The organism is Sutcliffiella tianshenii (assembly GCF_016908565.1).
GTDB classification, from domain to species: domain Bacteria; phylum Bacillota; class Bacilli; order Bacillales; family Bacillaceae_I; genus Sutcliffiella_A; species Sutcliffiella_A tianshenii.
Map to the genome: position 1 here is coordinate 231813 of NZ_JAFBED010000004.1, position 26630 is coordinate 258442.

The 26630-nt window shown below is 45.2% G+C and carries 25 protein-coding genes, 1 pseudogene and 1 other annotated feature; of the genes and pseudogenes, 2 read left to right on the forward strand and 24 right to left on the reverse strand.

The window, feature by feature from the left end:
- Nucleotides 1–25 precede the first annotated feature (25 nt).
- The 4 genes from JOC95_RS10740 to JOC95_RS10755 all read right to left on the reverse strand — a co-directional run bounded on the left by JOC95_RS10740 (nucleotide 26) and on the right by JOC95_RS10755 (nucleotide 3536).
- A complete protein-coding gene (locus JOC95_RS10740; RefSeq protein ID WP_204415988.1) occupies nucleotides 26–1162 on the reverse strand; it encodes a bifunctional cystathionine gamma-lyase/homocysteine desulfhydrase in 1137 nt (378 codons plus the stop codon).
- A 1-nt stretch (nucleotide 1163) separates the two neighbouring features.
- Entirely contained in the window at nucleotides 1164–2087 is a 924-nt protein-coding gene (locus JOC95_RS10745; RefSeq protein WP_204415989.1) for a PLP-dependent cysteine synthase family protein, read from the reverse strand.
- Between the two features lie 26 nt (nucleotides 2088–2113).
- Entirely contained in the window at nucleotides 2114–2815 is a 702-nt protein-coding gene (gene mtnN / locus JOC95_RS10750; protein ID WP_204415991.1) for a 5'-methylthioadenosine/S-adenosylhomocysteine nucleosidase, read from the reverse strand.
- A 79-nt stretch (nucleotides 2816–2894) separates the two neighbouring features.
- Nucleotides 2895–3536, reverse strand: coding sequence for a class I SAM-dependent methyltransferase (locus JOC95_RS10755; RefSeq protein WP_204415993.1), 642 nt, complete (start codon nucleotides 3534–3536; stop codon nucleotides 2895–2897).
- Between the two features lie 165 nt (nucleotides 3537–3701).
- On the opposite strand from JOC95_RS10755, the pseudogene JOC95_RS10760 reads away from it, so the two are divergent.
- Nucleotides 3702–3910: pseudogene (locus tag JOC95_RS10760) on the forward strand (DUF2536 family protein).
- Nucleotides 3911–3930: 20 nt separating this feature from the next.
- Here the strand turns inward: JOC95_RS10760 and JOC95_RS10765 are convergent.
- From JOC95_RS10765 to mltG, 9 genes are all read right to left on the reverse strand, one after another.
- The gene (locus tag JOC95_RS10765; protein ID WP_204415996.1) at nucleotides 3931–4926 is read right to left on the reverse strand and encodes a nuclease-related domain-containing protein; all 996 of its coding nucleotides are present in this window, start codon (nucleotides 4924–4926) and stop codon (nucleotides 3931–3933) included.
- A gap of 327 nt (nucleotides 4927–5253) precedes the next feature.
- Nucleotides 5254–5973 carry a YrrS family protein gene (locus tag JOC95_RS10770; protein WP_204415998.1) on the reverse strand — a complete coding sequence of 240 codons (720 nt, stop codon included), beginning with the start codon at nucleotides 5971–5973 and terminating at the stop codon, nucleotides 5254–5256.
- A gap of 94 nt (nucleotides 5974–6067) precedes the next feature.
- Entirely contained in the window at nucleotides 6068–7861 is a 1794-nt protein-coding gene (locus JOC95_RS10775) for a peptidoglycan D,D-transpeptidase FtsI family protein (protein WP_204416000.1), read from the reverse strand.
- 60 nt (nucleotides 7862–7921) lie between these two features.
- Nucleotides 7922–8395, reverse strand: a complete 474-nt coding sequence (gene greA, locus JOC95_RS10780; protein ID WP_204416002.1) for a transcription elongation factor GreA — start codon at nucleotides 8393–8395, stop codon at nucleotides 7922–7924.
- A gap of 138 nt (nucleotides 8396–8533) precedes the next feature.
- Nucleotides 8534–9169, reverse strand: coding sequence for a uridine kinase (gene udk / locus JOC95_RS10785; RefSeq protein WP_204416004.1), 636 nt, complete (start codon nucleotides 9167–9169; stop codon nucleotides 8534–8536).
- Nucleotides 9170–9173: 4 nt separating this feature from the next.
- Entirely contained in the window at nucleotides 9174–10445 is a 1272-nt protein-coding gene (locus tag JOC95_RS10790) for a peptidase U32 family protein (RefSeq protein WP_204416007.1), read from the reverse strand.
- Nucleotides 10446–10465: 20 nt separating this feature from the next.
- Nucleotides 10466–11392: a peptidase U32 family protein gene (locus JOC95_RS10795; RefSeq protein WP_204416463.1), complete on the reverse strand. Its 927-nt coding sequence runs from the start codon at nucleotides 11390–11392 to the stop codon at nucleotides 10466–10468.
- On the reverse strand, nucleotides 11392–12045 hold the full coding sequence (locus tag JOC95_RS10800; protein WP_338083092.1) for an O-methyltransferase: 654 nt from the start codon (nucleotides 12043–12045) through the stop codon (nucleotides 11392–11394). The genes JOC95_RS10795 and JOC95_RS10800 overlap by 1 nt, the downstream gene beginning before the upstream one ends.
- A 184-nt stretch (nucleotides 12046–12229) precedes the next feature.
- The gene (gene mltG, locus JOC95_RS10805) at nucleotides 12230–13354 is read right to left on the reverse strand and encodes an endolytic transglycosylase MltG (protein WP_204416011.1); all 1125 of its coding nucleotides are present in this window, start codon (nucleotides 13352–13354) and stop codon (nucleotides 12230–12232) included.
- A gap of 308 nt (nucleotides 13355–13662) precedes the next feature.
- Between mltG and JOC95_RS10810 the strand changes: the two genes are divergently transcribed.
- Complete coding sequence (locus tag JOC95_RS10810) at nucleotides 13663–14115, forward strand: Rrf2 family transcriptional regulator (protein WP_204416013.1); 453 nt, start codon at nucleotides 13663–13665, stop codon at nucleotides 14113–14115.
- Nucleotides 14116–14172: 57 nt separating this feature from the next.
- Here the strand turns inward: JOC95_RS10810 and JOC95_RS10815 are convergent, their stop codons facing one another.
- The 11 genes from JOC95_RS10815 to JOC95_RS10865 form a co-directional block, all read right to left on the reverse strand.
- Nucleotides 14173–14457, reverse strand: coding sequence for a DUF1292 domain-containing protein (locus JOC95_RS10815; RefSeq protein ID WP_204416015.1), 285 nt, complete (start codon nucleotides 14455–14457; stop codon nucleotides 14173–14175).
- A 16-nt stretch (nucleotides 14458–14473) separates the two neighbouring features.
- Nucleotides 14474–14890 carry a Holliday junction resolvase RuvX gene (gene ruvX / locus JOC95_RS10820; protein ID WP_204416017.1) on the reverse strand — a complete coding sequence of 139 codons (417 nt, stop codon included), beginning with the start codon at nucleotides 14888–14890 and terminating at the stop codon, nucleotides 14474–14476.
- Between the two features lie 3 nt (nucleotides 14891–14893).
- Nucleotides 14894–15160 (reverse strand): IreB family regulatory phosphoprotein, encoded by a 267-nt coding sequence (locus JOC95_RS10825; RefSeq protein ID WP_204416019.1) that lies wholly within the window; start codon nucleotides 15158–15160, stop codon nucleotides 14894–14896.
- A 77-nt stretch (nucleotides 15161–15237) separates the two neighbouring features.
- Nucleotides 15238–17871 carry an alanine--tRNA ligase gene (alaS, locus tag JOC95_RS10830; protein ID WP_204416020.1) on the reverse strand — a complete coding sequence of 878 codons (2634 nt, stop codon included), beginning with the start codon at nucleotides 17869–17871 and terminating at the stop codon, nucleotides 15238–15240.
- 54 nt (nucleotides 17872–17925) lie between these two features.
- Nucleotides 17926–18138 (reverse strand) — a binding site (T-box leader).
- 42 nt (nucleotides 18139–18180) lie between these two features.
- On the reverse strand, nucleotides 18181–19239 hold the full coding sequence (locus tag JOC95_RS10835; protein WP_239582843.1) for an AI-2E family transporter: 1059 nt from the start codon (nucleotides 19237–19239) through the stop codon (nucleotides 18181–18183).
- Nucleotides 19240–19296: 57 nt separating this feature from the next.
- Nucleotides 19297–20649, reverse strand: coding sequence for an aspartate aminotransferase family protein (locus JOC95_RS10840; RefSeq protein WP_204416467.1), 1353 nt, complete (start codon nucleotides 20647–20649; stop codon nucleotides 19297–19299).
- A gap of 68 nt (nucleotides 20650–20717) precedes the next feature.
- Nucleotides 20718–22184 carry a CoA-acylating methylmalonate-semialdehyde dehydrogenase gene (locus tag JOC95_RS10845; protein WP_204416021.1) on the reverse strand — a complete coding sequence of 489 codons (1467 nt, stop codon included), beginning with the start codon at nucleotides 22182–22184 and terminating at the stop codon, nucleotides 20718–20720.
- A 649-nt stretch (nucleotides 22185–22833) separates the two neighbouring features.
- Nucleotides 22834–24447, reverse strand: a complete 1614-nt coding sequence (locus JOC95_RS10850) for a PucR family transcriptional regulator (RefSeq protein ID WP_204416022.1) — start codon at nucleotides 24445–24447, stop codon at nucleotides 22834–22836.
- 128 nt (nucleotides 24448–24575) lie between these two features.
- Nucleotides 24576–24809, reverse strand: coding sequence for a hypothetical protein (locus tag JOC95_RS10855; protein ID WP_204416023.1), 234 nt, complete (start codon nucleotides 24807–24809; stop codon nucleotides 24576–24578).
- A gap of 71 nt (nucleotides 24810–24880) precedes the next feature.
- A complete protein-coding gene (locus JOC95_RS10860; RefSeq protein WP_204416024.1) occupies nucleotides 24881–25105 on the reverse strand; it encodes a hypothetical protein in 225 nt (74 codons plus the stop codon).
- A 15-nt stretch (nucleotides 25106–25120) separates the two neighbouring features.
- Entirely contained in the window at nucleotides 25121–26587 is a 1467-nt protein-coding gene (locus tag JOC95_RS10865) for an NCS1 family transporter (protein WP_204416026.1), read from the reverse strand.
- Nucleotides 26588–26630: the final 43 nt, after the last annotated feature.

Sequence of the window (26630 nt, forward strand, 5' to 3'; positions counted from 1 at the left end):
CGCAAGGCTTCAGGAGGTTTACTCATTAGTTTTCAATTGCTTGTTTCAAGTCTGCGATCAGATCATCCACATCTTCAATACCAACGGAAATTCTCACCAATCCGTCCGTAATGCCAAGTTCCGCACGGCGATCAGCCGGAATGGATGCATGCGTCATACGGGCCGGCACCGAAATCAGACTCTCGACCGCACCCAGGCTTTCAGCAAGCGTGAAGTATTTGATTTTCGCCAATAGTTGATCCGCTTTTTCGGCACTTCCGATATCAAAGGATACCATACCGCCAAATCCGCCAGCCTGACTCTTTGCGATATCATGGTTCGGATGGTCTTCAAGCCCCGGGTAGTAGACTTTTCCTACTAAAGGATGGCTTTCAAGGAAGTCCACGATGCGGCGTGTATTCTTTTCAGTTGCTTCCATACGCAAGCCGAGTGTCTTGATACCACGCATCAACAGCCAGGAATCCTGTGGTCCTAATACCCCTCCGGTAGAATTCTGTACAAAGTGAAGCTCTTCTGCAAGCTTTTCGGAATTCACCACAACCAGTCCTGCCACAACATCACTGTGACCGCCAATATACTTTGTCGCACTATGCAAGACGATATCGGCGCCGAGGTTGATCGGGTTCTGCCAATATGGCGTACTGAACGTATTATCTACAATCGTCAATAGGTTATGTCTCTTGGCAAGCAGACTCGCTTTTTGGATATCCGTGATCTTTAGTAGCGGGTTCGTTGGCGTCTCAATGAAAATGGCTTTAGTATTTTCCTGGATCGCCGCTTCGATGTTTTCCATTTTGCTTGTATCCACAAAGGTCGACTCGATACCCACACGGTTCAATACCTTTGTCATGACGCGGTAGGTTCCACCGTACACGTCATCTGTCATGACGACATGATCTCCGCTATTGAAAAGCATCATCACAGCTGTGATCGCAGCCATGCCTGAACCGAAAGCAAACCCGGCTTTACCATTCTCTAGGTCCTTGATCAGTTCTTCCAGTGCAAAACGGGTAGGATTTCCTGTTCTGGAATATTCGTATCCCTTGAACACACCTACACTTTCCTGCTTATATGTGCTTACTTGATAGATGGGTGTAGAAACCGCACCAGTATGCGGGTCACCGAAGATTCCACCATGTATAAGCTTTGTTTTCTTATTCATGTCAAATTCCTCCTTCATAAATCTTCTTGCTTAAGTACCGTTCACTGCTGTCAGCAAAAATCATGACGATATTGGTACCTGATTTTGCATCCTTCGCTTCTTCCAATGCAGCATGCAATGCGGCACCAGATGAACTTCCGACGAGCAGCCCTTCTTTTACTGCAAGCTCTTTTACCCGTTCGAAGGCATCCACATCAAAAATTGTATGAATGGCATCAAAGTAGCTTTCATCCATATATCCCGGCAAAAACTCCATGCCGATTCCCTCCGTCTTGTGCGGTCCGGATTCGCCTCCATTCAGGATAGATCCTTCCGGTTCCACAATGACGGTTTTCACTGCCGGATTTTTTTCCTTCAAAAATTTTGCAGTCCCCATAAACGTCCCACCGGTTCCCGCACCAGCCACAAACACATCCACCTTGCCATCCAGCTGCTCCCACAGCTCAGGACCCAATGTTTTGTAGTACGTATCTGGATTGGCCGGATTCCCGAATTGCTGTGGGCAATATGAATTGGGGATCTCAGCATTCAATTCCTTCGCTTTGGCAATGGCACCCTTCATCCCAAGCTCAGTTGGGGTGTTGATCACTTCTGCCCCTAGCGCCCTCATCAGGTCTTGTTTTTCCATGCTGAATTTTTCCGGAACACATACCTTCACCTTGAAGCTCGTACCGACAGCCGCAAGTGCCAATCCGATCCCGGTATTCCCGGCAGTCGGTTCGATGATGGTACCGCCTTCCTTCAGGTTCCCCTTTTTCACCGCATCATCAATCAGCTCTTTTCCAAGACGATCCTTGATGCTTCCTCCAGGATTATAGAACTCAAGCTTGGCAAAAAGACGGACACCCTCCGGCAATGGGAAGCAGGTAAGTTCGACCACCGGTGTGTTCCCGATCAGTTCGTGCACATTTTTATATACGTTCATATCGTTTCCCCTTCACGTGAAGCTGATTATGCTTGTTTCAGCTCGTTCAGCATATTCTCAATCAGCATGGATGAATGCAATGCAGCTTTACTTAAGAACTGGTCAAAGCTGATATTGGATTCTTTCCCTGCAATATCAGATAATGCACGGATGACCACAAATGGAACCTTAAATGAATGGCATACCTGTGCAATCGCAGCGGCCTCCATCTCAGCAGCCTGAAGGTCCGGCATCTTTTCGCGGACAGCCTCCACTCTTACTGGATCATTCATAAATGAATCACCCGTTGCAATCAATCCTTCCACCACCTGCATCCCCGATACATGCTTGGAAGCAGATTTTGCCACCTCTATCAGCTTCGCATCCGCTTCAAATGCTGCCGGCAGACCAGGAACCTGACCATACTCATATCCAAAAGCAGTCACATCCACATCATGATGACGGACCTCTGTGGAGATCACTACGTCCCCTACGTTAAGCTGTGGTGAAAAACCGCCCGCAGAACCAGTATTGATCACAGCATCCGGATGAAACCTTTCCAGCAACAAAGCCGTGCTTAATGCAGCATTCACTTTCCCGATCCCGGATTTGGACAGCACCACATCCACACCATTCAAGCTGCCACTGTAGTACTCACAACCAGCCACAGTTGTCGTATCCATTCCTTCTATTTTTTCACGCATGATTGTTACTTCTTCTTCCATTGCTCCGATGATTGCTACTTTCATTGCAGTTTCCCTCTTTTCATTGTATTAGCCATTTCCGATCGGCCAGCTTCTTTTGAAAAGAGAGTCGCCGTCATCATAGCTATTGTTTGATTGCTTCCATTACCCAGACAAAATGATTAAAACGCTGAAACTCCACAGTAAATCCATTTTTATTGAAGATTTCCTGCAGCACTTCCATCGTTGTATAGTACTCTGATTTCAAATCGTTCGCCAAGTTAAAAAACTCATGCTTTTCTGCCTGTTCAATTGTTGCAGAGTAAGCGTCCTTATTCTCGAACACTGTATCAGCAAATACTATTTTACCACCTTTATCAAGTAAGTTTCCATAGTGCTGTACAGCTTCTTCTTTTTCCGTATCTGTCAGATGATGAAACGCATAAGTGCTGACAATCGATTGAATCTGTTCCGGTGGTGCCGGGAAGTTCAAAAAGTCCCCATCCTGCAGTTTCATATTTTCCGGAAGCTTCTCAGCAGCCTTTTCACGCATCGATGCCGACGGCTCCACTCCATAGACCGTCAAGCCTTTTTTGATAAGTTCGTTAGTCAAATTACCAGTCCCCACACCGAATTCTAGAACCGGACCATGAGCTTTTGAAGTTACGTCCGCCAAAATATCCTGATACCCCCGGAATACCTCTGCATACTCCTTATCCGTCCCACTTACCGTCGCATCATAATAATTTGCCCAATCATTAAACAACTCAACAAATTCCCTGCCCATGAATCATCACTCCACATAATTTTATATATTATATAATTCCTATCTGTATAGTGTGAATTAAAACTTACTGACCCTAATCTAACATATTTCCCTATTTTCATCAACGGATTTGTTTGGTACGATGGGAGGGAAAAAAGCTATTTTATATAAGGTGGGCGGGATTCTATGAATTTGGAATTTAAACTGATAGAGGATAAAGTCGAGTTTTTCGAAGCACTCGATATCAAGGAATTAGAAAAAAAATCAACGAAAAGGTCGACCAGAACCGGGCCATCATGCTCGGCGTACACTCCGTATCGCATCAGATGCATGTGGACGGTGATGGCAGGCGTTTTTATAGTGCTGTTGTGCATTTTCGGATGGTTGGGAGATAGCATGACGTGAGGCTGTTTGTTTAGGCATTGGAGGATGCCTGGATGAGCAGCTTGTTGTTTTTTATTAGGAGGTATTTTCGGTTTCTTGTCGTCCCCAAGATCGGTAAATTCTGAGAAGTAAGTATCTTTGCAGCTACAGAGCGGGAATTCAGTTGAAGAAAAGACCTTAATTCTTTGTTAGAGATTGTATCTCCCATTAGAAGTGCATAGTCCCGGATTACATGTATGTGTGCCGTAGCACTCGAAAATTGACATTGCCTGCAGAACCAAAATTTACGGGCTCTTTCCATAGGGATCTTTTTACAAGAAGGACATTGAACACCTTTTTCGATCTCAAAAGGTTCTATTTTCAATTGGGTTAATGGTGAGGTTGCTAGGGGGGTATCTTGTTTTAGGATAAGTTTAGACAGTCTTTTTAAATCTTTGTCCGTGAAGACCTTGCCGGAGTATTTTTTTTCAAATGATCCTGTCAGGTTGTGAATATTAGAATGTCTGGACACTTTCTCATACACATATTTATCTGCGTTAATCAACCTGGCATGATTATTCGCGATTATTACTTGATATTCTATCGTCATTATCGGGAAGTTATGTTTGGAAAGCCAATCATGTAGTTGCGCCCTCTGTCTCTTCGCCTGTGTTATCGGGCATTCCATTCTATCCACTTTATCTTCATAGGTCCGGATCAATTGGTTTTGTTTATAGCAGAATTCCAAATCACCGATAATGTTTTTAATTTCGAGGATCAAATAGTACCAAGGAGTGACTAGCAGTGTATCGATTTGAAAAAATCTACCTAAGGAATCCTTCAGGCGTATACCATTAAAAATATGATACTCACTCATTGATAAAAAGCTTAAATAATAATCAACTGCCATTTCACCACGATATCCTGCCTGATGTTTCAGAAATTCACTTGAGGCCAATCGATATTTAGGATTTTTCTCAGATAGACGATCCATCACACTTTCTAATTTCAATAGATACAATGATTTATCACGTTTTTTAAGTATCATACATTCCCTCCTTTTCTAATTACCAATATTTTCGACACGCATAGACAAATTCCTCCCTACTTATATAGAATTTTTTTGAGTGCTGATTTGGATTATTTTTATATCGGTCCAAAATGTAACTTTATCGATCCGTTTTGAGGGGTTATCGAGCGGAAACACGGACTAAACGATCCATAATCAATAGTTTACGATCCAAAACACCATATTATCGATCCATTTACCTTTTTATTCCAAAAACTTTTTTACCAAAACCATTATTTTAGAAATGACCTGAACAAAAAAAACAGACCCACCCATTCCAGGCAGATCTGCTCCTCCAACATAATTTTACAACGACTTCACCTGTTCCACTTTCGTCGGCTTCCATCCTTTGCCGGTTACCCATTCAAGGTAGACCTTGAAGTTTTCGCCCGAGGCTTTGTTCTTGATGGATGCGATGGAATGGTGTTCGCTGCCGCCGTTACCCAAGAAGTATAGTGTATAGTCGCCACTTGCAAGGCCTGTTGCCGCTGAGACTGCTTTCAGCTTTTCATCCCAGTCCACATGGCCTTCCTGATAAACGGATGTGTGCGGTTCTGATTGGGATGTTCCGACTGGCCCCCAGCCAGGGTTGGTCATCGTCTTGATGACATTCGGATCATCGGAGTTCTCAGAAACCTCTGTTTCACTTTCTTCATTTTCTGTATCTTCATCAGTATTCTCTTCGGCATCTTCTTCATCCGCCGGCTTTTCTTCGTCTTCAGGCTTTTCTTCATCTTCAGGTTTGGATTCAGATTCCTCTTCTTCCTTAGCGGCCTTATCCTCTTCCTCTTCAGGAGCGGATTCTTCGTCTTCCTCGGCAGCCTTATCATTATTCTCGGCAGATCCGTTCAGCTCTTGTTCGTTGGTGCTTACCTGCTTGTCGTCTGACTTTCCGAAGAACAATTGAGTGCCCAGGAAAATGATGAAAATGAATACAAGACCAATCAACACATTCAATATGAGATTGCTTTTTTTGCGCTTTGTCGTTCGGCCATAACGTGAGCCATCTCTATAATTTAAAGACAATCCAAGTCCCTCCTATGCAAAGCAGTTATTAGTATAATTACAATAGTTAATTGTAACACCATTGCGCCCGCTTGCACAGTGAAAAGGATTGGCATTATCTTTCTAGCATTTCCCAGTCGTGAATACTTTTGACAACATCGTGGTAGACACTTGATACATTATTTTCATAGAGCACATCAAGTTCGACGACGACCATTGCATACTTCGGATTTTGAAAAGGGAAATATCCTGCAAACCAGCGATTCAAAAGCTCACCGCCGCCCTCCAGTTTTTTGCCTGTTTGTGCGGTACCGCTTTTGCCTGCAACCTCGTAGGGAAGATCCCTGAAACGCCAGCCTGTCCCTTTCTCATTCACGACCACTTCTCTAAGAAGATGCTGCAGCTGCATGACGGTGTATTTAGAAAGCCGCTCCTCCTGCTCCATATCCTGATCAGGAAAGGAATAGAGTGTGGCGCCATTTTTATAGACAATATCACTGACAAGCTTCACTTCTTCCGCACGTCCCCCCCGAGCGATGGTTGCCATCATGTTTGCCACAGCCAGTGGTGTGACACGGACTTCCTTTTGACCGATGGAGGTCTGTGCGACTGCCAGACTCACCTTTTTGTCTTTATCGTCATGCCATACCACACCTTTTTCCTCGGCCGGGATCTGGGAGAATCCATCAAAATGAAACACATCACCCTTCCACCCGACTTTGGTTGACAGGCCAAGGATTTTGGCGTAGGCATCAATTGTATCCGGATTGACCTCCACCAACTGCTTTCCGAGTTCGCCAAAGGTATGGTTGCAGCTTGAGGCAAAGCTGTCCTCAAAGTTCAGCACACCTTTACGCTCTTTCTCTTCCGATAAAAGCTCGCCTTGTATATCCAGGTCACAATTAAAGGTGGACTCGTCATTCACGATGTTCTCCTCCATGGCAGCTGCAGCGATGACGGTCTTGAAAACCGAACCCGGAAAATGCCTCTCGAGCATCACATTTTTCGCACCTTCATCGTCAAAAGGAGCTCCAGGATTCAAAGCAGGCCGTGAAGCCATGGCAAGGATCTCATTCGTTTCGATGTCCAAGAGGACGAGCCCGCCTTTTTTCACCTGATAATCATTGAAGATCCGTTCTGTCATCTGCTGAAGGTCCTTGTCTATCGTCGTTTTGACTGAAACTGGATGATAGGGGTTGGATGGTCCCGTATAGCGGACATCTATCCCAAACAGCGGCCCACCGAATCGGTCCACATGGTATAAAAGTTTTGTTTCCCCTTCTGGAAGGAGAAATTCGTCAAAAGCCTGCTCGAGGCCAGTGATTCCGATCGGCGTCTTTGGGGAATAGTTCTCTTTGGACACTTTTTCCTTATAGCGCTTCAGAAATTCACCCTCATTTTCACCTGTCATCCCGATTACCTGCTGCGCCACCTGATCGTCCAGCTTGAACTGTCGATATAGTGCGACAACACCCGGAAAATCCAGTTGATTGATTTTTTTCATCTGCTCCTCATCCAGCTTGACGGGACCATGGAATTCAGAAACGACCACCGGCTTTTCCGCATCTTCCAAGAGCCTATCTATGCTCGAGGTGGACATCCCAAGAATGGAAGCAAGCTCCTCCTTCGGCCAGTCCAGCCCGTTCAGGAACGGAAAAAGGATCAAGCTTGGATAATAGTCATGTGTGAGGGGATTGCCGTGGCGATCGATGAATCTGCCACGTCCTTCATCTATTATCATGGATTGGGTACGCTGTTTGACGCTTGCCTCTATGAGGTTGACCCTTGAATCGGAAAAGGATTCCGTGCTGACCAATTGAATCTGTACGAGCCTTCCGACGAGTCCGATAAATATCAGTATGATTGCAATTCCGAGCTTCCCTATTCGTCCTCTTATTAATCGTTGCATATAAAAACACCTCGTCAACAGTTTGGACGAGGTGTTCATTATTTAACCTTATAAAGGCTATTATTTTATCGATACGATTTTCACGTTCATTTCTCCGCCTGGAGTCTGGATCGCTACTTCATCTCCGACTCTTTTGCCCATCAGTGAGCTTCCCATTGGGGATTCGTTCGAGATGTTTCCTTCGAAAGGATCTGCTTCAGCACTACCCACGATGGTGTATGTTTCTTCTTCACCATCAGGCAGCTCCATGAAAGTGACTGTTTTGCCCAATCCGACTGCATCTGTATCTTTGTCTTCCTGGATGATTTTTGCGTTGCGTACCATTTGCTCCAAAAGAGTGATACGACCTTCCACGAAAGCTTGCTCTTCTTTTGCGGAATCATATTCAGAGTTCTCGGATAGGTCCCCGAAGCTGCGCGCGATCTTGATGCGCTCCACCACTTCTTTGCGTCGTACGCTTTTCAGGTTTTCGAGTTCCTGCTCAAGCTTCTCTTTCCCTGCTTGAGTCATTGGATATACTTTCTCTTGTGCCATGACTAATCACTCCTTCTAGTAATTGCATTCCCCAATTTACTTTCCTTTTATGTAAATGTGGAAAAAGATGTACCCATCAAATGGAATACATCGACGTTCTATCCACAATTGGAAAATTCTCTAACTTCTCATATGTTATTACAAAATGTCATTTTGTTCAAGAATTGTTTGAATTTTTGTTACCATTAAATCGATGGCAACATGATTTTGCCCGCCTTCAGGGATGATAATATCGGCATAGCGCTTCGTCGGTTCGATGAATTGATTGTGCATCGGCCGCACCACGGTCACATACTGCTCGATGACAGAATCGATCGTGCGCCCTCTTTCTTTAATGTCCCTGAGCATTCTACGGATGATGCGGATATCGGCATCCGTATCCACAAAAAGCTTGATATCCATTAAGTTGCGCAAACGCTCGTCTTCTAATACCAAAATTCCTTCTACAATGATAACTTCCTTCGGCTCGACCTCCACCACCTGGGAGGATCTTGTGTGAAGGGTATAATCATAAACCGGCTTGTTGACTGAGTCATAGCTTAATAAACTCTCAATATGTTTTATCAGCAGGTCGTTATCGAATGCTAGCGGATGATCGTAGTTCGTTTTTAAACGCTCTTCAAAAGCTACATCCGACTGATCCTTGTAATAGTAATCCTGTTCTAGCATCAAGATTGATTTCTCTGTAAAATGATCAAATATTGCTTTAGTAACACTCGTCTTTCCCGAGCCTGACCCACCAGCTACACCGATTACGATTGGTCTTTTACCCATCCTGTTACTGCCCCTTTCGCATCATGTTGTTCGGATAGATCGGCTTTTCGACTTTGAATTTCACAATTTGTAATGGATGGCGTGCAGCATCAAGCTCCCTGCCGTCCTCGTCCCAAATCTTCTCTATCTTTTGTTTGAAGTTTTCTATTTCAGGTCCAAAGAATTCAACTTCTTCCCCTGACTTGAAAAAGTTTCGTTGCTGCAGGGTGACCATCTGGGTTTCCGCATCATAATCAAGCACCAATCCCACGAAATCAAACGTAGTCTTTTTGCTATGATTTCCAAACATCTGCTCCTTATACCCTGGCACACCTTCGAAAAAGGCTGTAGCCGTTTCACGGTTGGCACATTTATCGAGCTCTTTTAGCCACTGGGGATCTATCACGAAGTTCTCAGGATCTGCACAATATGCATCGATGACTTTACGGTATACACTTACCACCGTTGCCACGTAATGGATTGATTTCATGCGGCCCTCGATTTTCAGGCTGTCAATGCCAAGCTCGATCATCTTAGGAATCGATTCTATCAGCTTCAAGTCTTTTGGACTCATGGCAAACGGTGCATCTTTTTCAGCAAAAAGAGCCTGCTCCTTGCCATCATTCAGCTCATACAGGTCATAGTCCCAACGACAGGACTGACAGCAGCCACCACGGTTGGAGTCACGCGCTGTCATATGGTTACTTAGCGTACAGCGGCCTGAATAGGCGATGCACATCGCACCATGAATGAAAGACTCGATCTCGATGTCCACCTTTTCCTTCATTTCACGGATTTCCTCCGCACTTGTTTCACGTGCAAGCACCACTCGCTCAAGCCCCTCTTCCTTCCAGAACTGGACAGCCTTCCAGTTTGACAAGGACTGCTGGGTGCTCAAGTGGACTTCAAGCTTCGGTGCCACACGACGGCATGTTTCAATGATCAATGGATCTGCAACGATGATTCCATGGACACCGGCATTCTCAAGGCCGATCAGATACTCATCAAGTCCATCGATATTTTCGTTATGCGCGAAAATATTGGTTGTTACATAGATTCTGGCACCATACTTTTCGGCAAAACGGACACCTTCAGCCATCTCTTCGTGGGAAAAGTTCCCCGCATTGGAACGAAGGCCGTATTCCTGGCCCCCGATAAATACTGCATCGGCACCATAGTGCACGGCAATTTTAAGCTTCTCCAAATTGCCGGCCGGAGCAAGAAGCTCAGGTTTTTTCACGATCACACGTTTACCGTCTACGATTTTTGATATCTTATCATTCACATAAGTTGTCATCCTGTTACCTCCTTTTCTTATTAATAAACCGTTTCTTTAAAGAAAAAGCCTGTATCTAGTGGACGGTGTTCCTGCTGTTGCTCCTCAAGCTCTGCAAGCAGGTCCTCTTTTACATTTTCATATTCTTCACGGTCTTCCACACATAGGTCGATAGCTTTGCGGTAGCGCTTTGTCGCCTCCACGATATACTCAGCTGTCTGCAGGACCCCATCAATCTTGAAGCTGTCCACTTCAGCATCGATCATTTCTTCAAGCTCATCGATGATGCACATGTCATTCGGGCTCATGATGTGTGTGCCATTTTCGTCTTCAAAAATGGGATATTTATTGTTTCGTTCATTATCATGCAAAATCATTGTCTTGTCTTGCGCCTTTTCGACTTCCATGGATTTCCCCTGGTATTCGAAATAGTGGCCGATCAGCGAACGCTTCGATTGGAACATACAGGTCATCCCGTGCACCTGCACTTCGATTTCAACCTCGGCATTCTCTTTCATTTCCACAATGGAATCCATGTTGATTTCGCGGGCCAACACCGCTCGTTTTGCACCTTTTCGGCCCCAGTAGTTGCAGGTATAGTAGTTTGTTGCCGTTGTTTCGGTGTTCCAGTGCAGCTTCAAGGAAGGGGCTGCTTCCCTTGCCGCCATCAGTACGGCTGGGTCACCAAAAATGACAGCATCCGCATTCGCCTGCTCAAGGAAGGATAGGTAGTCTGACAGTTCGTCCACCTTTTCATTATGAAAAAGGGCGTTCATCGCCACATACACCTTTCTGTTCTGTGCATGTGCAAGTTCGATGGCTTCTGCGACCTGGGTACGATTGAATTCTCCTGCAAGTCGCAGGCCATAGCGCTGCTCACCTATTACGAATGCATCCGCTCCTGCTTCGATCAGGTCACGCATGTTCGCCATGTCCTTCGGTGTTACTAACAGTTCAGGTTTTTTCATCATCTTTCACCTCTTCTTTTACTTATGGCAATCCCGTCTCCAACAGGAAGAATCGATGTCACATAATCAGGATGGTTCATGAGCCAGTGGTTGAAATGGTCGATTTTCTTCACAAGATTCCGAATGCGCTTCGGCTCGATCGTTTCATGCATTTCTGCAACCAGTCCCTTGAACAGGACATTGTCTGTTATGATAACCCCATTTTCCGCTAGAAGAGGCTCATACATCGTAAAGAATTTTTCGTATTGTCCTTTTGCAGCATCTATAAAAATGAAGTCATACGGGCCCTCTTTTTCAATCTCTCCAAAAACCTCCAGGGCGTCCCCGAAAACTAGCTGAATCTGTTCTGTACAGCCAGCTTCTTTTATATGCTCCACTGCCTGCTTGAATCTGACTTCATCCCGTTCGATGGTCACAACCTTGGCATCAGGCAGGGCCGTGGCCATACGAATGGAGGAATACCCGATTGCCGCACCTATTTCCAATATCCTTTTTGGTCCTGAAAGCCTCAGCAGCTGCAGCAATGTTTCCATGCCTACGAGATCCATGATCGGGACATTTTCTTTTACTGCAAGCTTTTCCATCTTAGTGATGACTTCATCACGGGGCAAAATCAGAGAATCCAGATAGGAGATGATTTTATCATGATTAATTCCCAAGTGTGGTCCTCCCTTCACTTGATCATATATAGTAAATAGCATTTCTTACACAAGAAAATAGAGTTCACCCCAGGATGAGGAACTCTTATGTGTGCAAAGCTTCTTCATTTAAACAACTCGATATATTTTATCATAAAAATAATGGGAATGCGAATAAATTTCGCATCCCCACCACTTATCAGTTAGTCGATATATATTTGTTTTTATCAATGTTGTGTTCTTCCAATGTTTCATTGAACAATACTTCGCCATCAGGCGTTGCAAGGAAGTAGAAGTATTCGGATTCTGCCGGCTTCAATGCCGCCTCGATGGATGAGACGCCTGCATTGGCGATAGGTCCCGGCGGAAGCCCTGTGTGCAGGTAAGTGTTGTAAGGTGAATCCACTTCCAAATGTTCGTAAAGGGTGCGTTCCTTATGCTCTCCAAGCGCATAAAGTACTGTTGGATCCGTTTGGAGGGCCATGTCGATCTCAAGGCGATTGTAGAATACACTTGCGATATATTGGCGATCCTCCTGGTTGGTTGCTTCCGCTTCAATCATACTTGCCATCGTCAGGAGCTGATGAGGCGTATATTCCTTTTGGCGCATAAGATCTTCATTTTCAGCGACCACTTCGACTGTTTTTTGCAGCATGGTTTCAATGATTTCCTCGACAGTCGGCTCTTCTACGTAAAATGGATAAGTTGCCGGGAATAGGTATCCTTCCAATGGATACTTCACTTCCTCGTTAAGAACGTCATCTGTCAGGATTGACGGATATTTATCGATCATCTTCTTAACAAACTCAGGATCATTGACAACCTCCAGGAATTCCTCTTCCTTAATATTTGTTCTGCTTGCCAGGATGGTGGCAATCTGGGTAAGCTGGCGTCCTTCAGGGATGGTCACTTGGAAAACAACCTCCTGCATGATTTTGCCCTGCTTCAGTTGACCGATAATTTCATCCAGTGACATGGAAGGGCTGAAAGCATACTCTCCCGCCTGGAATCCTGATTCACTTTTAAATTTTACGTAATAACGAAAAATCTTCGCGTTATGGACGACACCGTTTTCCTCGAGGATCTTCCCGATGGTTGTCGGGGAGGAACCGATTGGTATTTCAATTTGCTTTGTTTCTTTATTTTGTTCATCCACTGGTTTCAAGGCATTTTTTATGTAAAAATATCCGCCGCCAATTACACCGGTTAGGACTAGCATTAGAATGACAAATACAGTAAATACGATGCGGCGAACAATTTTCGCCTCATGGTGCTTTTCTTTTAACTTCTCTTCGATATAGTCTTTACTCTTTTTCTCAGACAAAAAAAGACCCCCTCTCGCACAATTATTAATTATACAACAATTTGATATAAATTTTGACAAAAATATTTATTCTTTTGGATTTTCGACAAATTTATTATGCGTTTTTACCTATGACAACTGGTGAAAGATAGTCCTTAAGAACCATAAAAACTCTATATGATAACCAATACAGACCATTTCAGGCTTTCATTTTCCTTATCGTTTGCTCCATGAATGGCTTTCATTCAAATATGTCTGTCTGGGCGAGATTCGGTTAACATTTTTATGATAATCGTTACTTTGTGGTAAAATGAAGGTGGAGGGAGATTATGAAACTAACCATGTATACAGACTACTCATTGCGAGTATTAATATATCTAGCGAGTGTCCCATCTTCTGAGAAACTAGTCCAAATCAAGGATATTGCGGATTCATACGGCATTTCGAAGAACCATTTGATGAAAGTGATTTTCCACCTGGGGAAATTGGGCTACATCGAAACAATCAGAGGGCGCAACGGTGGCCTGAAACTTGCCATATCACCTAAAGAGATCAACATCGGGAATGTGGTCAGAAATACTGAAGAGGATTTTCATATGGTGGAATGCTTTCAGGACCATCAAACTTGTATACTGTCACCCGCCTGTAAATTGAAAGGTGCGCTGCACCAAGCTACACAGGCATTTTTGTCAGTACTTGATCAGTACACCCTCGAGGATCTTGCTTCCAATAAGGAACAGCTATCCTCCTTATTATTTGAACGTCCAGAGCCATCCACGTAAAAAAGAGCAGGATCCGGTAGCTTCCCGGTCCCTGCTCTTTTTTCTGGAGAGTACAGATTATTCCTCGTCCTCAGCCATGAATGTATTAAGCATTTCTTCGATCATATCCCACTCTTCATCCGTTTCAACAGGTTGAAGTTCGCCTTCTTCGTTTTCTTCGTTCGGCACGAAGCTGGAAGCGTGGATTTCGATATCATCTTCATCGTCGTTCTCCGCTCCCACTGGATAGTAAAGAACGTAAGACTTTCCGAATTCCTCTGATTCGAATGTAAATAATACCTCACAAAGCTGTTCGTTGCCGTCTTCGTCTACTACTGTAATTTGCTTTTCACCGTGTTCCATTCTATTCACCTCAGGTTTATTGTTGGCTATCCAGGTATCCTTGGAGGATCACCACTGCAGCCATTTTGTCTATTACTTGTTTTCTTTTTTTTCTACTTACGTCAGCAGAAAGAAGGATTCTCTCTGCTGCTACAGTAGAAAGCCGTTCGTCCCAGTAGATGACAGGGAGACCGGTTTTTGCAGTCAGCATATCACCATAATGCCGGCTGGCTTCCCCTCGGGGGCCAATGGTTCCGTTCATGTTCTTCGGAAGGCCGATGACCACTTTATCGGGCTTATATTCAGCAATGATCTGCTTTAACCGTTTAAAGCCGAGGTTCTTTACCGCTTCATCAATTTTTATCGTTTCCAATCCTTGAGCAGTCCATCCCATTTCATCACTGATGGCAACTCCTACCGTCTTGGAACCTACGTCTAAGCCTAAAATGCGCATGTACTACTCCTTGCGATGCTGGTTTAGATAAGACTTCACCAATTCTTCGATCAGCTCGTCCCTCTCAATTTTCCGTATTAATGATCTTGCATCCTTGTGACGCGGGATGTACGCAGGGTCACCAGAAAGAAGGTAGCCGACAATCTGATTAATCGGGTTATACCCTTTCTCTTCTAATGCATCGTGTACAGTCGTTAATACTTCATTTACATTCGCTTCCATTGTTTCTTCCTGGAAGTTGAACTTCATAGTTTTGTCAAAGGAGCTCATGGTATGCACCTCTCTTTTAGACTTCTTTATTCTGCTTGTAAATTGTTACCTTTATTGTACACCAATTTTCAACAATGTTAAACGGATTTTATACATTCTTCCACAGATTGTAGTGCAGAGTCGACTTGTTCCGGGTTTTTCCCGCCTGCCTGAGCCATATCCGGACGGCCTCCACCGCCTCCGCCGCAACGGGTTGCCACTTCCTTCACAATTTTTCCGGCATGGTGGCCCTTTTCGATTAAATCTTTTGTTACACCTGCTGAAATGTTCACTTTTCCATCCTGTACGCTTGCAAGGACAATGATGGCAGAACCTAGCTTGGTTTTTAAATCATCCACCATCGTACGGAGATTGTTCATATCCGTACCTGCCACTTTACTTACGAGCATGGTCACTCCATTTACTTGTTTAGCTTTATCAGAAAGGCTGGACGCTTCAATATTTCCGAGCTTCGCTGACAGGGATTGATTTTCTCTTTGAAGCTCCTTCATGTCAGAAAGAAGAACATCGATTCTGCTTCCGACTTCCTGAGGCTTCGTTTTCAATTTTACAGCAGCGTCCTTTAATAGTTGGACCTGATCATTCAACAGACGGTATGCAGCTTCGCCTGTCACCGCCTCCATGCGTCGTGTTCCTGCACCGATACCTGATTCAGAAACGATTTTGAAAAGGCCGATGACAGAGGTGTTTTGTACATGGCATCCACCACAAAGCTCAAGGCTGTAATCGTCCACTTGCACCACTCGGACGATGTCCCCATATTTTTCACCGAATAATGCCATTGCCCCCATTGCTTTTGCTTCTGTAATGGATTTGTTTTCAATGACAACATCAAGATTCGCCCATATCTTCTCGTTGACGATCCCCTCGATTTTTTCGATTTCCTCCTGTGTCACCTGTCCGAAGTGGGAGAAGTCAAAGCGCAGTCGATCTGCAGTCACTTGAGATCCAGCCTGGTTGACATGTGTTCCCAAAACATCCTTAAGAGCCTGATGCAGGATGTGTGTCGCTGTATGATTTTTGATTATCTGTGCACGATTGTTTGCATGCACTTCAGCCTTGACTGTCTGCTCCCTGTTCAAAATGCCTTCTTCCACTAGGATGGTGTGAAGATTCTGGCCGTTCGGTGCCTTTTGAACATCCTTTACAAAAGCTCTTCCGCTTTCACCAGCGATATAACCGTGATCGGCTACCTGACCGCCGCTTTCTGCGTAGAACGGCGTTTCGGAAAGGATGACCTGCACTTCTTCACCAGCTTCGGCAGAGTCAACAAGCTCCCCATTTTTCACGATGACTGAAATGGTCGATGTTGCGGAAAGCTGCTCGTACCCTACAAAAGTACTTTGGGAACGAATTTCCCCCAGGACCCCTGATTGAACCTGCATGGAATCCACATCCTGGCGAGCGGAACGAGCACGTTCACGCTGCATTTCCATTTCTTTTTCAAAGCCTGCATGATCTAATGTCATGCCCTGTTCTTCTACATACTCTTCTGTCAGTTCCACCGGGAAACCATACGTATCATAAAGTCGGAAAGCATCCGCTCCGGAAATGACGTTATTGCCCTCTTCCTTTGCTCTCGCAATAACCGTGGAAAGAATGGCAAGACCATCGTTCAATGTTTCGTGGAAACGCTCTTCTTCAGTTTTGATCACACGTTGGATGAAGTCCTTCTTTTCTTTTACTTCCGGATAGAAGTCGACCATGATTTCTGCCACAACTGGTACAAGGTCATGCATGAAAGGACGGTTGATTCCGAGCTGCTTTGCATAGCGTACCGCTCTTCTCAACAAACGGCGCAAGACATAGCCGCGACCCTCATTGGATGGTAGCGCTCCGTCCCCTACAGCGAATGTAACCGTACGGATATGGTCAGCTATCACTTTGAATGCCACATCTTTTTCTTTCTCGGTCCCGTATTTTTCACCAGAAACTTGCTCTGTTGCCTGGATGATCGGGATGAACAGGTCTGTATCGAAGTTTGTCGGTACATCCTGGATAACTGAAACCATGCGTTCCAAGCCCATTCCTGTATCGATGTTCTTCTTCGGCAGTGGCGTGTAAGTGCCATCAGGATTATGGTTGAATTCGGAAAATACAAGATTCCATATCTCCAGATAACGCTCATTTTCCCCGCCAGGATAAAGCTCAGGGTCGTTCTCGTCATTTCCATAGGATTCCCCGCGGTCATAGAAGATTTCAGTGTTTGGACCACTAGGACCTTCACCGATATCCCAGAAGTTCCCCTCAAGTCGGATGATCCTTTCAGCAGGCACCCCGATTACTTCATTCCAATAACGGTATGCTTCCTCGTCTTCAGGATGGATGGTGACAGAAAGCTTTTCAGCATCAAAGCCGATCCACTCTTTGCTGGTCAGGAATTCCCATGCCCAGTCGATCGCTTCTTTTTTGAAGTATTCACCAATGGAAAAGTTCCCGAGCATTTCAAAGAATGTGTGATGGCGGGCTGTTTTCCCTACATTTTCAATATCGTTTGTACGGATTGATTTTTGTGCATTGCAGATGCGGGGATTCTGAGGGATCACCCGTCCGTCAAAATACTTTTTAAGCGTTGCTACCCCACTGTTGATCCATAATAGGGAAGGATCTTCATGTGGAACAAGTGATGCACTTGGTTCAACAGAGTGTCCTTTTTCTTTGAAGAAATCCAAAAACATTTGTCTGACTTGCGCAGAAGTTAAGTGTTTCATTTCGATACATCCTCCTTTATCTTTTGAAAAAAAACAAAAAACTCCCGTCCCCAAAACAGGGACGAGAGTGTATTCTCGCGGTACCACCCTGATTATGACAGGACTTGCCCATCATCTCTCAGATGCTTTAACGGTGCAGACCGGCAGGATTTTACCCCGCACTCCGGATTAGCTTTCTGCCACTCTTCTTCCTGGAATCCTTTCAGCCTGAGGAATTCCTCTCTACTAGGAAGGGCTTTAGCATACTCTATCCTTCTTTGAATTGAAATATGTAGATGTAAAGATTATATGCAACCTCCTGCCTGTTTGTCAATGTTTGATAAAATGACTGCTGATATGAGTGATGGTCACCTTTAAGACAGCAAAAACAGGGACTGCCAAAATCAACCCGAGCACCCCAGCTACCTCACCGCCAATCAAAAGGGCCAGGATGATCAGGACCGGGTGGATATGCAGGCTTTTTCCGACTATCAGCGGGGATAGGATATTGCCTTCTATGAACTGCAAGCCAAAAATGATGACCACAACAAGGAGCACCATCTTCACAGATATGGTGGCAGCGATGATGATGGCAGGAAATGCACCTATCACAGGACCAAAATAGGGGATGACATTTGTTACCCCGATGATGACACCAAGCACCAGGGGATAACGCATTCCTGTCAGCCACAGACTCAAGGTCGCCAGCACGCCGATGATGAGGCATACGGTCAATTGCCCCCTGATATAGCTGCCAAGAGATTGGTCGACATCATGCAAAAAGGCCATTCCCGGTTTGCGCCACTTTCTTGGCGTCAGATACCAGACTGTCTTTTTCACCTGGTCATAGTCCTTTAGCAGATAGAACACGATAAATGGAATGACAATGAGTATAAAAAAGGAGTTCAATAGCCCCTTCAAACCTGCGATCACTTTTACAAGAAGGCTTGAAAGCATCTCTTCAAATTCCGAAAATGTCTGATCCACCCTCTCGTGGATGCCGTCGGGCCAACTCGATGTACTTGTGTGGATCTGCTTGATCCAGTCACTGTATGTCTGCGCCAGCCTTGGGAAGTTTTCTGACAGCTCCCACAACTGATCAATGATGACCGGGATCCCCTTATACCCCACGAACCCGATCCCGCCGAAAAACAAGAGATAGATGATCAGGATGGCAATGGGTCTCGGCAAACCTCGATTATGGGTATACTCTACCACCGGATGAAGCAAATATGTAATGAAAACACTGATAAAAAACGGAATGCTTACAGTAAGGATGATTCTTAGCATGGGAGTCCAGAACGGGCTCAGCTTCATCCAAACATACAAAATGATCATAACGAGTAGAAGTGTACCTAGGCGTAATAGCCATTTCCACTGATTGTTCAAGCGAAACGCCTCCTACTCGTTATTGTCTATATAGTTTTCAATTATTATGCAGTCGTTTTATTTGAGAGCGAGGATGGAATCGGAAATTGTCTTGATGATGAACTGCAGATCCTCATCCTCGATGGAAAGGGGTGGTGCCAATGTCAGGACATTGTTGTAGCCCGCAACAGTTGCACCGTTCTTCCCGATGATGAGGCCTTTTTGCTTGCAGCTTGCAATGACACTATTGATTTTTTCGAGAGAGATCGGCTCTTTTGTTCCTCGATCGCTGACAAGTTCGATTCCTACAAGCAGCCCCTTCCCTCTGACATCCCCGACGAACGGGTGGTTAGAGAGTCTGGATTTCAACTCATTAAGCAGTACCTTCCCTTTCTCGGCTGAACGTTCAATCAATTTCTCGTTTTCCATGATTTCTAGATTCTTCAGCGCAAGGGCGCAGGAGGCCGGGCTACCGCCAAAGGTGTTGACATGGCGGAAGTAGTCATATTCATCCGATCCCTTGAACTTTTCATAGATTTCCTTCTTGACGGCTGTTGCGGACAACGGAAGATACGCACTTGTTATTCCCTTTGCCATCGTTATGATATCAGGCTTCACATCATAGTTCATGAAACCGAATGGCTTGCCGGTCCGGCCAAATCCGCAGATCACTTCATCCACAATCAGAAGGGCACCATGCTTTTTGCATACTTCACTCACGGCTTTCATGTATCCGTCAGGCGGCGTAAGAATACCCCCGCCTGTGATGATCGGCTCCATGATCATGGCTGCGATCGTCTCACTCAGCTCCCACGTCATTGCCTGATCGACATCCTTTACACTCCTTAGCTTCATCGGATCTGTGGATGCCGGCTCCTCCATCCGGTAGGTGTCAGGTGGTGGGACATGGACAAATCCCGGTGCCAGCGGTTCGTATTTGTACTTTCTCTGCGCCTGTCCCGTTGCCGCTAGGGATCCCATTGTGTTTCCATGATAGGACCTGTACCTGGACACGATTTTATAGCGGCTGTGTTCACCGCATTGCAGATGATATTGCCTTGCAATCTTGAAGGCGGTCTCGTTCGCTTCCGAACCGCTGTTGGAGAAGAAAATGACATACTCATCCTTTAGCCATTCATTCAGTTTCTTAGCGAGCTTGATTGCGGAGACGTGACTCTGTGTCAATGGAAAGTAGGCAAGTTCCTTCAACTGCTCATAAGCCGCTTCAGCAAGCTCCGTGCGGCCATACCCGACATTGACACACCATAGGCCAGACATCCCGTCCAGATACCTTTTCCCGTCCACATCCGTCACCCAGGCACCCTTCGCCTCTTTAACCACCATCGTCCCCTGCGGACTGTAAGGCTTCATGGAATGCCATACATAACGCTCATCACTAGCCATCAAATCCTGCCCATGCGCCTGATCCATCCTGACCAAAGCAATCACACCTTTCTTTAGGGGCCAGACCCCTCATTTCATTTATTTGTTTCTCGCCATTAAAAATCGAATCTGGATGTGATCATTTTTTTACGGGTATAGAAGTTCAGTCCATCTTTTCCGTTGACATGAAGGTCTCCATAGAAGGAATCTTTCCATCCGGAGAATGGGAAAAATGCCATAGTGGCAGGGACGCCTACATTGACCCCGATCATCCCGGCATCCGCCTCTTCCCTGAACTGCCGCACAGCCTTCGCATCCTTCGTATAGATGGTGGCACCGTTCCCGAAGCGGGACTTTTCAATATGTGAGAGTGCCTCATCTAGGTCACTTGCCCGCAGCAGACTCAATACAGGTGCGAAGATTTCTTCTTTTGCAATCGTCATGTCAGGGGTAACATGATCAAAAATCGTAGGGCCGAGATAGTTTCCTTCGGTCAGATCTTCCATTTCCTTTCTTCCATCCCGTAAGAGGGACGCACCTTCCGCCACTCCCTGTTTTATAAACCCGACCACCTTTTCCCTGTGACTTTCGCGAATGACTGGTGTCAGCAATACTTCTTCATCCATCCCATTTCCGATCGACAAGGCATCCGCCTTCACCCTCAGCTCCTCGACAAACTTATCGTTGTCACCAACCACGACGACCGCACTGCAGGCCATGCAGCGCTGACCTGCGCTACCGAAGGCTGATGTTAATATATGCTGGGCAGCCTTTTCGATATCACAATCAGGCATGACAACATGATGATTTTTTGCCCCTGAAAGTGCCTGTACACGCTTTCCATTGGCAGCCGACCTTTCATATACATATTTTGCAACAGGCTGCGAGCCTACAAAGGAAATGGCCTTCACATCTTCATGATCAAGCAGGCCATTGACCACATCATGCGCACCATGGACAATATTCAACACCCCATCTGGTGCTCCGGCCTGGGAGAACAGCTCCACCAGACGGTTTGCAAGAAGCGGCGTCCTTTCAGATGGCTTCAGGACAAAGGTATTCCCGCAAGCGACTGCTAGGGGGAACATCCATAAAGGTACCATCATCGGGAAATTGAATGGTGTGATCCCGCCTACCACCCCCAATGGATAACGATACATGCTCGAATCTATTTCTTCTGCGATATTTGCCAACGTCTCCCCCATCATCAGTGTTGGCGTCCCTGCGGCAAATTCTACACACTCCAAGCCCCGCTGCACTTCTCCGTATGCCTCTTTATATGCCTTTCCGTTCTCTAGGACTATCAGTTTTGCCAGCTCTTCATGGCGTTCTGTCAACAGATGATGATATTCATACATGATGCGTGCACGTTTCGGGACAGGGACGTTCCTCCAGGATTGAAAGGCACTTTTGGCAGCCTTGACTGCTTCTTCTACATCCTCTTTAGTCGAAATAGGCACCTTTGCCAGGCATCCCTTTGTAGCCGGGTTCTCGACATCCAAGGTTACAGAACCCCTGGAGTCCACCCACCTTCCATTAATGTAATTTTGAAGTACGACCGTATCCTTTGACGTTGTTGTCATTAGACTACCTCCCATTTTTGAAATTTTAGAACTTATGCCTATTATCTGATAAAATTGCAAGGCTTTCATTAGACAAAATGTAAAACTTATTGAAGGATTGTTTCCACACTTTGAATACATATAATAAGATTTATAGGTGGAATTGGAGTTTCTGAATGGGGGGAGAATGAACTTGGTTGTTGAGAGGAGAAATTTTTGTGTGTTCTCTGAGGGAGGGCTGATCATCGACCTAATGATGAGCTTTTCAATCGCTTTCGAGGTGCAAAAAAACCGTCATCCACATTATGATGAGCTTTTCAACCGGTTTCGAGGTGCAAAAAGCCCGTCATCCACCTTATGATGAGCTTTTCAACCGCTTTCGAGGTGCAAAAAGCCCGTCATCTACCTTATGATGAGCTTTTCAACCGCTTTCGAGGTGCAAAAAGCCCGTCATCCACCTTATGATGAGCTTTTCAATCCCTTTCGAGGTGCAAAAAGCCCGTCATCCGCCTTATGATGAGCTTTTCAATCGCACTCGAGGTCCAAAAAGCCCGTCATCAAGCTTATGATGAAACTAATAATTTTTATCCATATGATAGATATCCACCTCATATCCAAGCAACAAAATAGACCTCATCATCTCGATGAGGTCTATTTTGTTGCCGATGCCTTAAAGATTCAATGTCGTCTTGGTTGAGTCTTCGAAATAGTCATTGGTGGAATTAAGATACTCATACACCATGATCATAAATTCGATGACCAGTCGCTTCTCTGCATGCATGAAGTCCTCACCAAGCAGGCTTTCCAATTTTTGAATGCGATGATAGAGGGTTTGCCGGACGATGAACAACTGATTGGCAGTCTCTTTTTTGGAACCATTGCACGAGAGATAGACCTTCAATGTCTCCAACAGCTTGCCATTGTGTTTCTGATCATGCACGATGACCGGTTCAAGATACTCCATCACGAATTCGCGGAGATCTTGCTGCTTTTGCATATAGGAAATGAGCCGATAGATATGTAGGTCCTCAAAAAAGGAGGAATAGACCCCATTAAGTAGCTGCTCCTGTATTTTCATGGCCTCCCAGGCAGTCCAATAGCTCTTTGACATCTGTTCGAGTCCATGGACATACTTCCCGATACTCAATCTGAGAAACGTTCTTCCATTCTTATCACATTGCTTGGAAATCAGATTCGATATCCCCTCTTTCACCCGCTCCTTCCATTTCCCTGCATCCCTGTGGTTAAGCAGGATGACGGTGAGGGTATTTTTCATTTCTGTAAAAAACACCGAGAATCCCTGTTGCTCGAAAATGGAACGGAACAAAAGGGTGAGATAGGTTTTATCCAAGGAAGGAACGTCTGGGCCATTCTTTTTGCAGAGAAGGACTACTCCGTTTTTTACAAAAATAGAGTCATGGCGCGACAAGAATTCCCTGATGGACTCTAGGGACTGCCCGCCATCCAACCAACTTCTGAGCCACTCACTTTCTTCAAGCCTTCTTTTTTCCTCTACATATAGGCCGCGTAAGAGATGCTGCGCAAGGGCCGTTACCGTCCTGTCCAGCATAAGCAGATCAAATTCACTTAAAGGGCGATCCTTCGAATAGAGGTGTATCACCCCATATTGCTTGTCCAGTACTTGTATCGGTTGTTTTAGATGGAGATCCTCATCATTGTCGATTTTGGAAAGGGCTGACACTAGTTCTTTTCTTTTATGGATTGGAACACTTGGAATAAAATATACATCCTGATTTTCTTTTTCATAAATAATCTGGGCGCCAATATGTTCATGGAGGTAGGAAAGAATTTCTTCTTCATGGGAGATGGTGAGAAGTTTTTTATTTAAGCTTTGTGCATACATTTCAAGCTCTGAGATCTTTTGATATTGCTGGTTGATCAGGACAGAATGGATATCCTGGGTAATTTCCACAAAGGAAACCTCTTCATGAAAAAGAATGAGCGGGAAGTGGTGTTCATCTGCTAGGGCAATGATTTCCTCTGGGATTGTCGATGTGTATCTACCTTTTTCAATACAAAGTCCTGCTGCATGGGAATTGATCAATTGTTGGACAAAGGAATGGAAGGCGGCCGGATTGTCACCAAATGATACACCTGTGGAGAGGATCAATTCCTGGCCGTTCAGCAGCTTTTCGATAACTGTGATTTCCACTACATGTACCCATTTGACTAAACGGTTTATTCCTTTCTTGCCTGCGATCACTTCTGCCTTTTCAAAATGCGTTCTCTGCATAATTTCCTGCAAGGATAGCATGCCTTTCATGAATTCACCTCTTTTTTATTGCATATTTCCATTATACAGTATAATCCGCTCCTAATTATTTAAATTTTCTGACACAAACAAACAAAAGGTGACAGAAACCTCGATCAGGTTTATGCCACCTTTTGTTTTTAATTGTTTATAGGAAAATTCAGCTGTATCTCCTTGACCATTTCCTGAAATTCACCTTCGTCATTGAAATCACTGGAGTCCCAATTTTCCAGGATCCAATTGACCAGCTCTTCAGGTGAGTTGAAAAACTCTCCACTGGAATCGGCCTTACGGATCGTGAAACGGTTGTTATCCTCATCAATCGTCACTTCACAAGGATAGGCACTTTCTTTGCACTTCAATTGATATTCCATTTTTATGAGCTCCTTTCACGATGAGGTTTACAAAATTTTATTCCTTGTTCCCATTATCTATGAGGATTTTTCTATTTTTCTTTTTGCAGCTGGCGTATCAAAAGGGAGGAGAAGTACTTTCTCGAATCTGCATGTTTGATGTGTAAGGTTTCCTCCTGTTTATCGGCCCCTGCGCTTTTCTCGAGGAGCAGAAAAGCCCCCTCCAAGTTCTCTTCGACATTCTTTATCCTGAACCCTTTTTCTATAAAATAATCAATCTTATCCCGTTCTGCCAGGAATTGCTGATAGTCACTCATATTATTCCTCCTTCATTAGCTGGAAAGCTCTTTTGGCTCCTCCATTGCTTCCTCGCCATCCGTTATGACCCAATCCCTCCCCACTGTGATCCCAAGGTATTTTTCATCATCAGGATCGATGATTTCCGCCTGCTGGTACACATTGAAGTACCAATACTTAGCCAGTACATAATAGACTGCCGCTCCGACAACGAATCCTACAAGGAAAGAATAGTTGGTCAAGAAATAGGCTGCCGTCCCGCCCGCGATCCATGCAATGAACCCTGCAATGTTCACGCCATGGAAATATCTGAATTGACCATCCTCCTCATAAAGGTCATGAACATTGACTCTTCGTTTTCTCAGAAGATAGTAATCAGCAAACAGTATCCCGACGATGGCAGACAATATCCCTCCCACAATCAATAAAAGCGGAATCAAGATATCAAATAGACTCCAAGGCTGCACGACACTCCCTACAATCCCTGCGATGAATACCCCTGCCCAGAATGGCACTTTCGGCCCTCCTACATTGGAGAAAATGGTTGCGGCAGGAATGACATTGGCAGAGGCATTTGTTGACCACTGGGCAAAAATGATCATGATCAAAAGCACGCCAAGCACGATTCCTGATGCAGCCTCCTGGAGCGCTACAACCGGATCATAATTGGATACTGCGATGTAGGCCACACCCCCGATGATGACCATAAAAGTCTGGGTCAACGGCAGGGCAATGACACTTCCAACAAGACTGGACTTATTCCTCTTCAACCAGCTTCGTTCATACTTCGGTGCCTTGATGAAACGGGAAATGGACGGAATGTCTGCCGCAAGCGTCGCCCAGAAGCCCATATTACTGAATATGACGATCAAAAAGGCTGTGAAAGCTGCACCGCCTGTGACGGGGCTTTCAATCCATGTCCATACATCGCGTCCCTGTTCAAGTGCCCGATCGGATAAGGTGGTGTACATCCAGGCCGAAATGATGATGATGATCGGTGCCGCCAGATCCGCAAATCGTTCAACAGCCTTTATCCCAAGGGCAGTATTGATCAATTGAACGGCTGCAAAAATCAGATAGCAGACAAACCAGTTGTCAAAGCCGAATAGCGTGGCCAGAATGGCGTTCATGGCAGTAGCCCCGAAGAACGTGTTGATCCCGAACCAAAATGAAGCAGTAAGTCCCCGGATGATGGAAGGTATATGAGTGCCAAGTGTCCCGAATGGGGCTCTCATATAGACTGGAAAGCTGAGTCCATGTTCAATCCCGATATCACCGGTGATGGTCATGAATAGCCCTATACCGACACTGCCGATGATCGTGGCGAGTATCACCCATCCAAGCGACAGGTTTTGAACCCCTGCCCCCCCGATTGCAAATGCAGCCAATACCACTGCCATCCCTACCCACATCACTGCAAATCCGAGCGTCCCTATTTTTCTGCCATCATGGGAGATAGGCAGTAGATCTGGTGACTTTAAATAACTAGATTTCTTTTTCATTTTCATAGCACCCCTCAATAATAATTGAACACAAAGATCAAAG

Coding starts and splice junctions, on each gene's coding strand:
- JOC95_RS10855 (WP_204416023.1), bottom strand. CDS start 24,809: ATGGAATATCAATTGAAGTGCAAAGAAAGTGCCTATCCTTGTGAAGTG.
- JOC95_RS10850 (WP_204416022.1), bottom strand. CDS start 24,447: ATGAAAGGCATGCTATCCTTGCAGGAAATTATGCAGAGAACGCATTTT.
- greA (WP_204416002.1), bottom strand. CDS start 8,395: ATGGCACAAGAGAAAGTATATCCAATGACTCAAGCAGGGAAAGAGAAG.
- JOC95_RS10840 (WP_204416467.1), bottom strand. CDS start 20,649: ATGGATCAGGCGCATGGGCAGGATTTGATGGCTAGTGATGAGCGTTAT.
- ruvX (WP_204416017.1), bottom strand. CDS start 14,890: ATGCGCATTTTAGGCTTAGACGTAGGTTCCAAGACGGTAGGAGTTGCC.
- JOC95_RS10865 (WP_204416026.1), bottom strand. CDS start 26,587: ATGAAAAAGAAATCTAGTTATTTAAAGTCACCAGATCTACTGCCTATC.
- JOC95_RS10740 (WP_204415988.1), bottom strand. CDS start 1,162: ATGAATAAGAAAACAAAGCTTATACATGGTGGAATCTTCGGTGACCCG.
- JOC95_RS10825 (WP_204416019.1), bottom strand. CDS start 15,160: ATGAGCTCCTTTGACAAAACTATGAAGTTCAACTTCCAGGAAGAAACA.
- JOC95_RS10745 (WP_204415989.1), bottom strand. CDS start 2,087: ATGAACGTATATAAAAATGTGCACGAACTGATCGGGAACACACCGGTG.
- JOC95_RS10815 (WP_204416015.1), bottom strand. CDS start 14,457: ATGGAACACGGTGAAAAGCAAATTACAGTAGTAGACGAAGACGGCAAC.
- JOC95_RS10775 (WP_204416000.1), bottom strand. CDS start 7,861: ATGCAACGATTAATAAGAGGACGAATAGGGAAGCTCGGAATTGCAATC.
- JOC95_RS10795 (WP_204416463.1), bottom strand. CDS start 11,392: ATGAAAAAACCTGAACTGTTAGTAACACCGAAGGACATGGCGAACATG.
- JOC95_RS10790 (WP_204416007.1), bottom strand. CDS start 10,445: ATGACAACTTATGTGAATGATAAGATATCAAAAATCGTAGACGGTAAA.
- JOC95_RS10755 (WP_204415993.1), bottom strand. CDS start 3,536: ATGGGCAGGGAATTTGTTGAGTTGTTTAATGATTGGGCAAATTATTAT.
- alaS (WP_204416020.1), bottom strand. CDS start 17,871: ATGAAACACTTAACTTCTGCGCAAGTCAGACAAATGTTTTTGGATTTC.
- JOC95_RS10845 (WP_204416021.1), bottom strand. CDS start 22,184: ATGACAACAACGTCAAAGGATACGGTCGTACTTCAAAATTACATTAAT.
- mtnN (WP_204415991.1), bottom strand. CDS start 2,815: ATGAAAGTAGCAATCATCGGAGCAATGGAAGAAGAAGTAACAATCATG.
- JOC95_RS10765 (WP_204415996.1), bottom strand. CDS start 4,926: ATGATACTTAAAAAACGTGATAAATCATTGTATCTATTGAAATTAGAA.
- udk (WP_204416004.1), bottom strand. CDS start 9,169: ATGGGTAAAAGACCAATCGTAATCGGTGTAGCTGGTGGGTCAGGCTCG.
- JOC95_RS10810 (WP_204416013.1), top strand. CDS start 13,663: ATGAAACTAACCATGTATACAGACTACTCATTGCGAGTATTAATATAT.
- JOC95_RS10860 (WP_204416024.1), bottom strand. CDS start 25,105: ATGAGTGACTATCAGCAATTCCTGGCAGAACGGGATAAGATTGATTAT.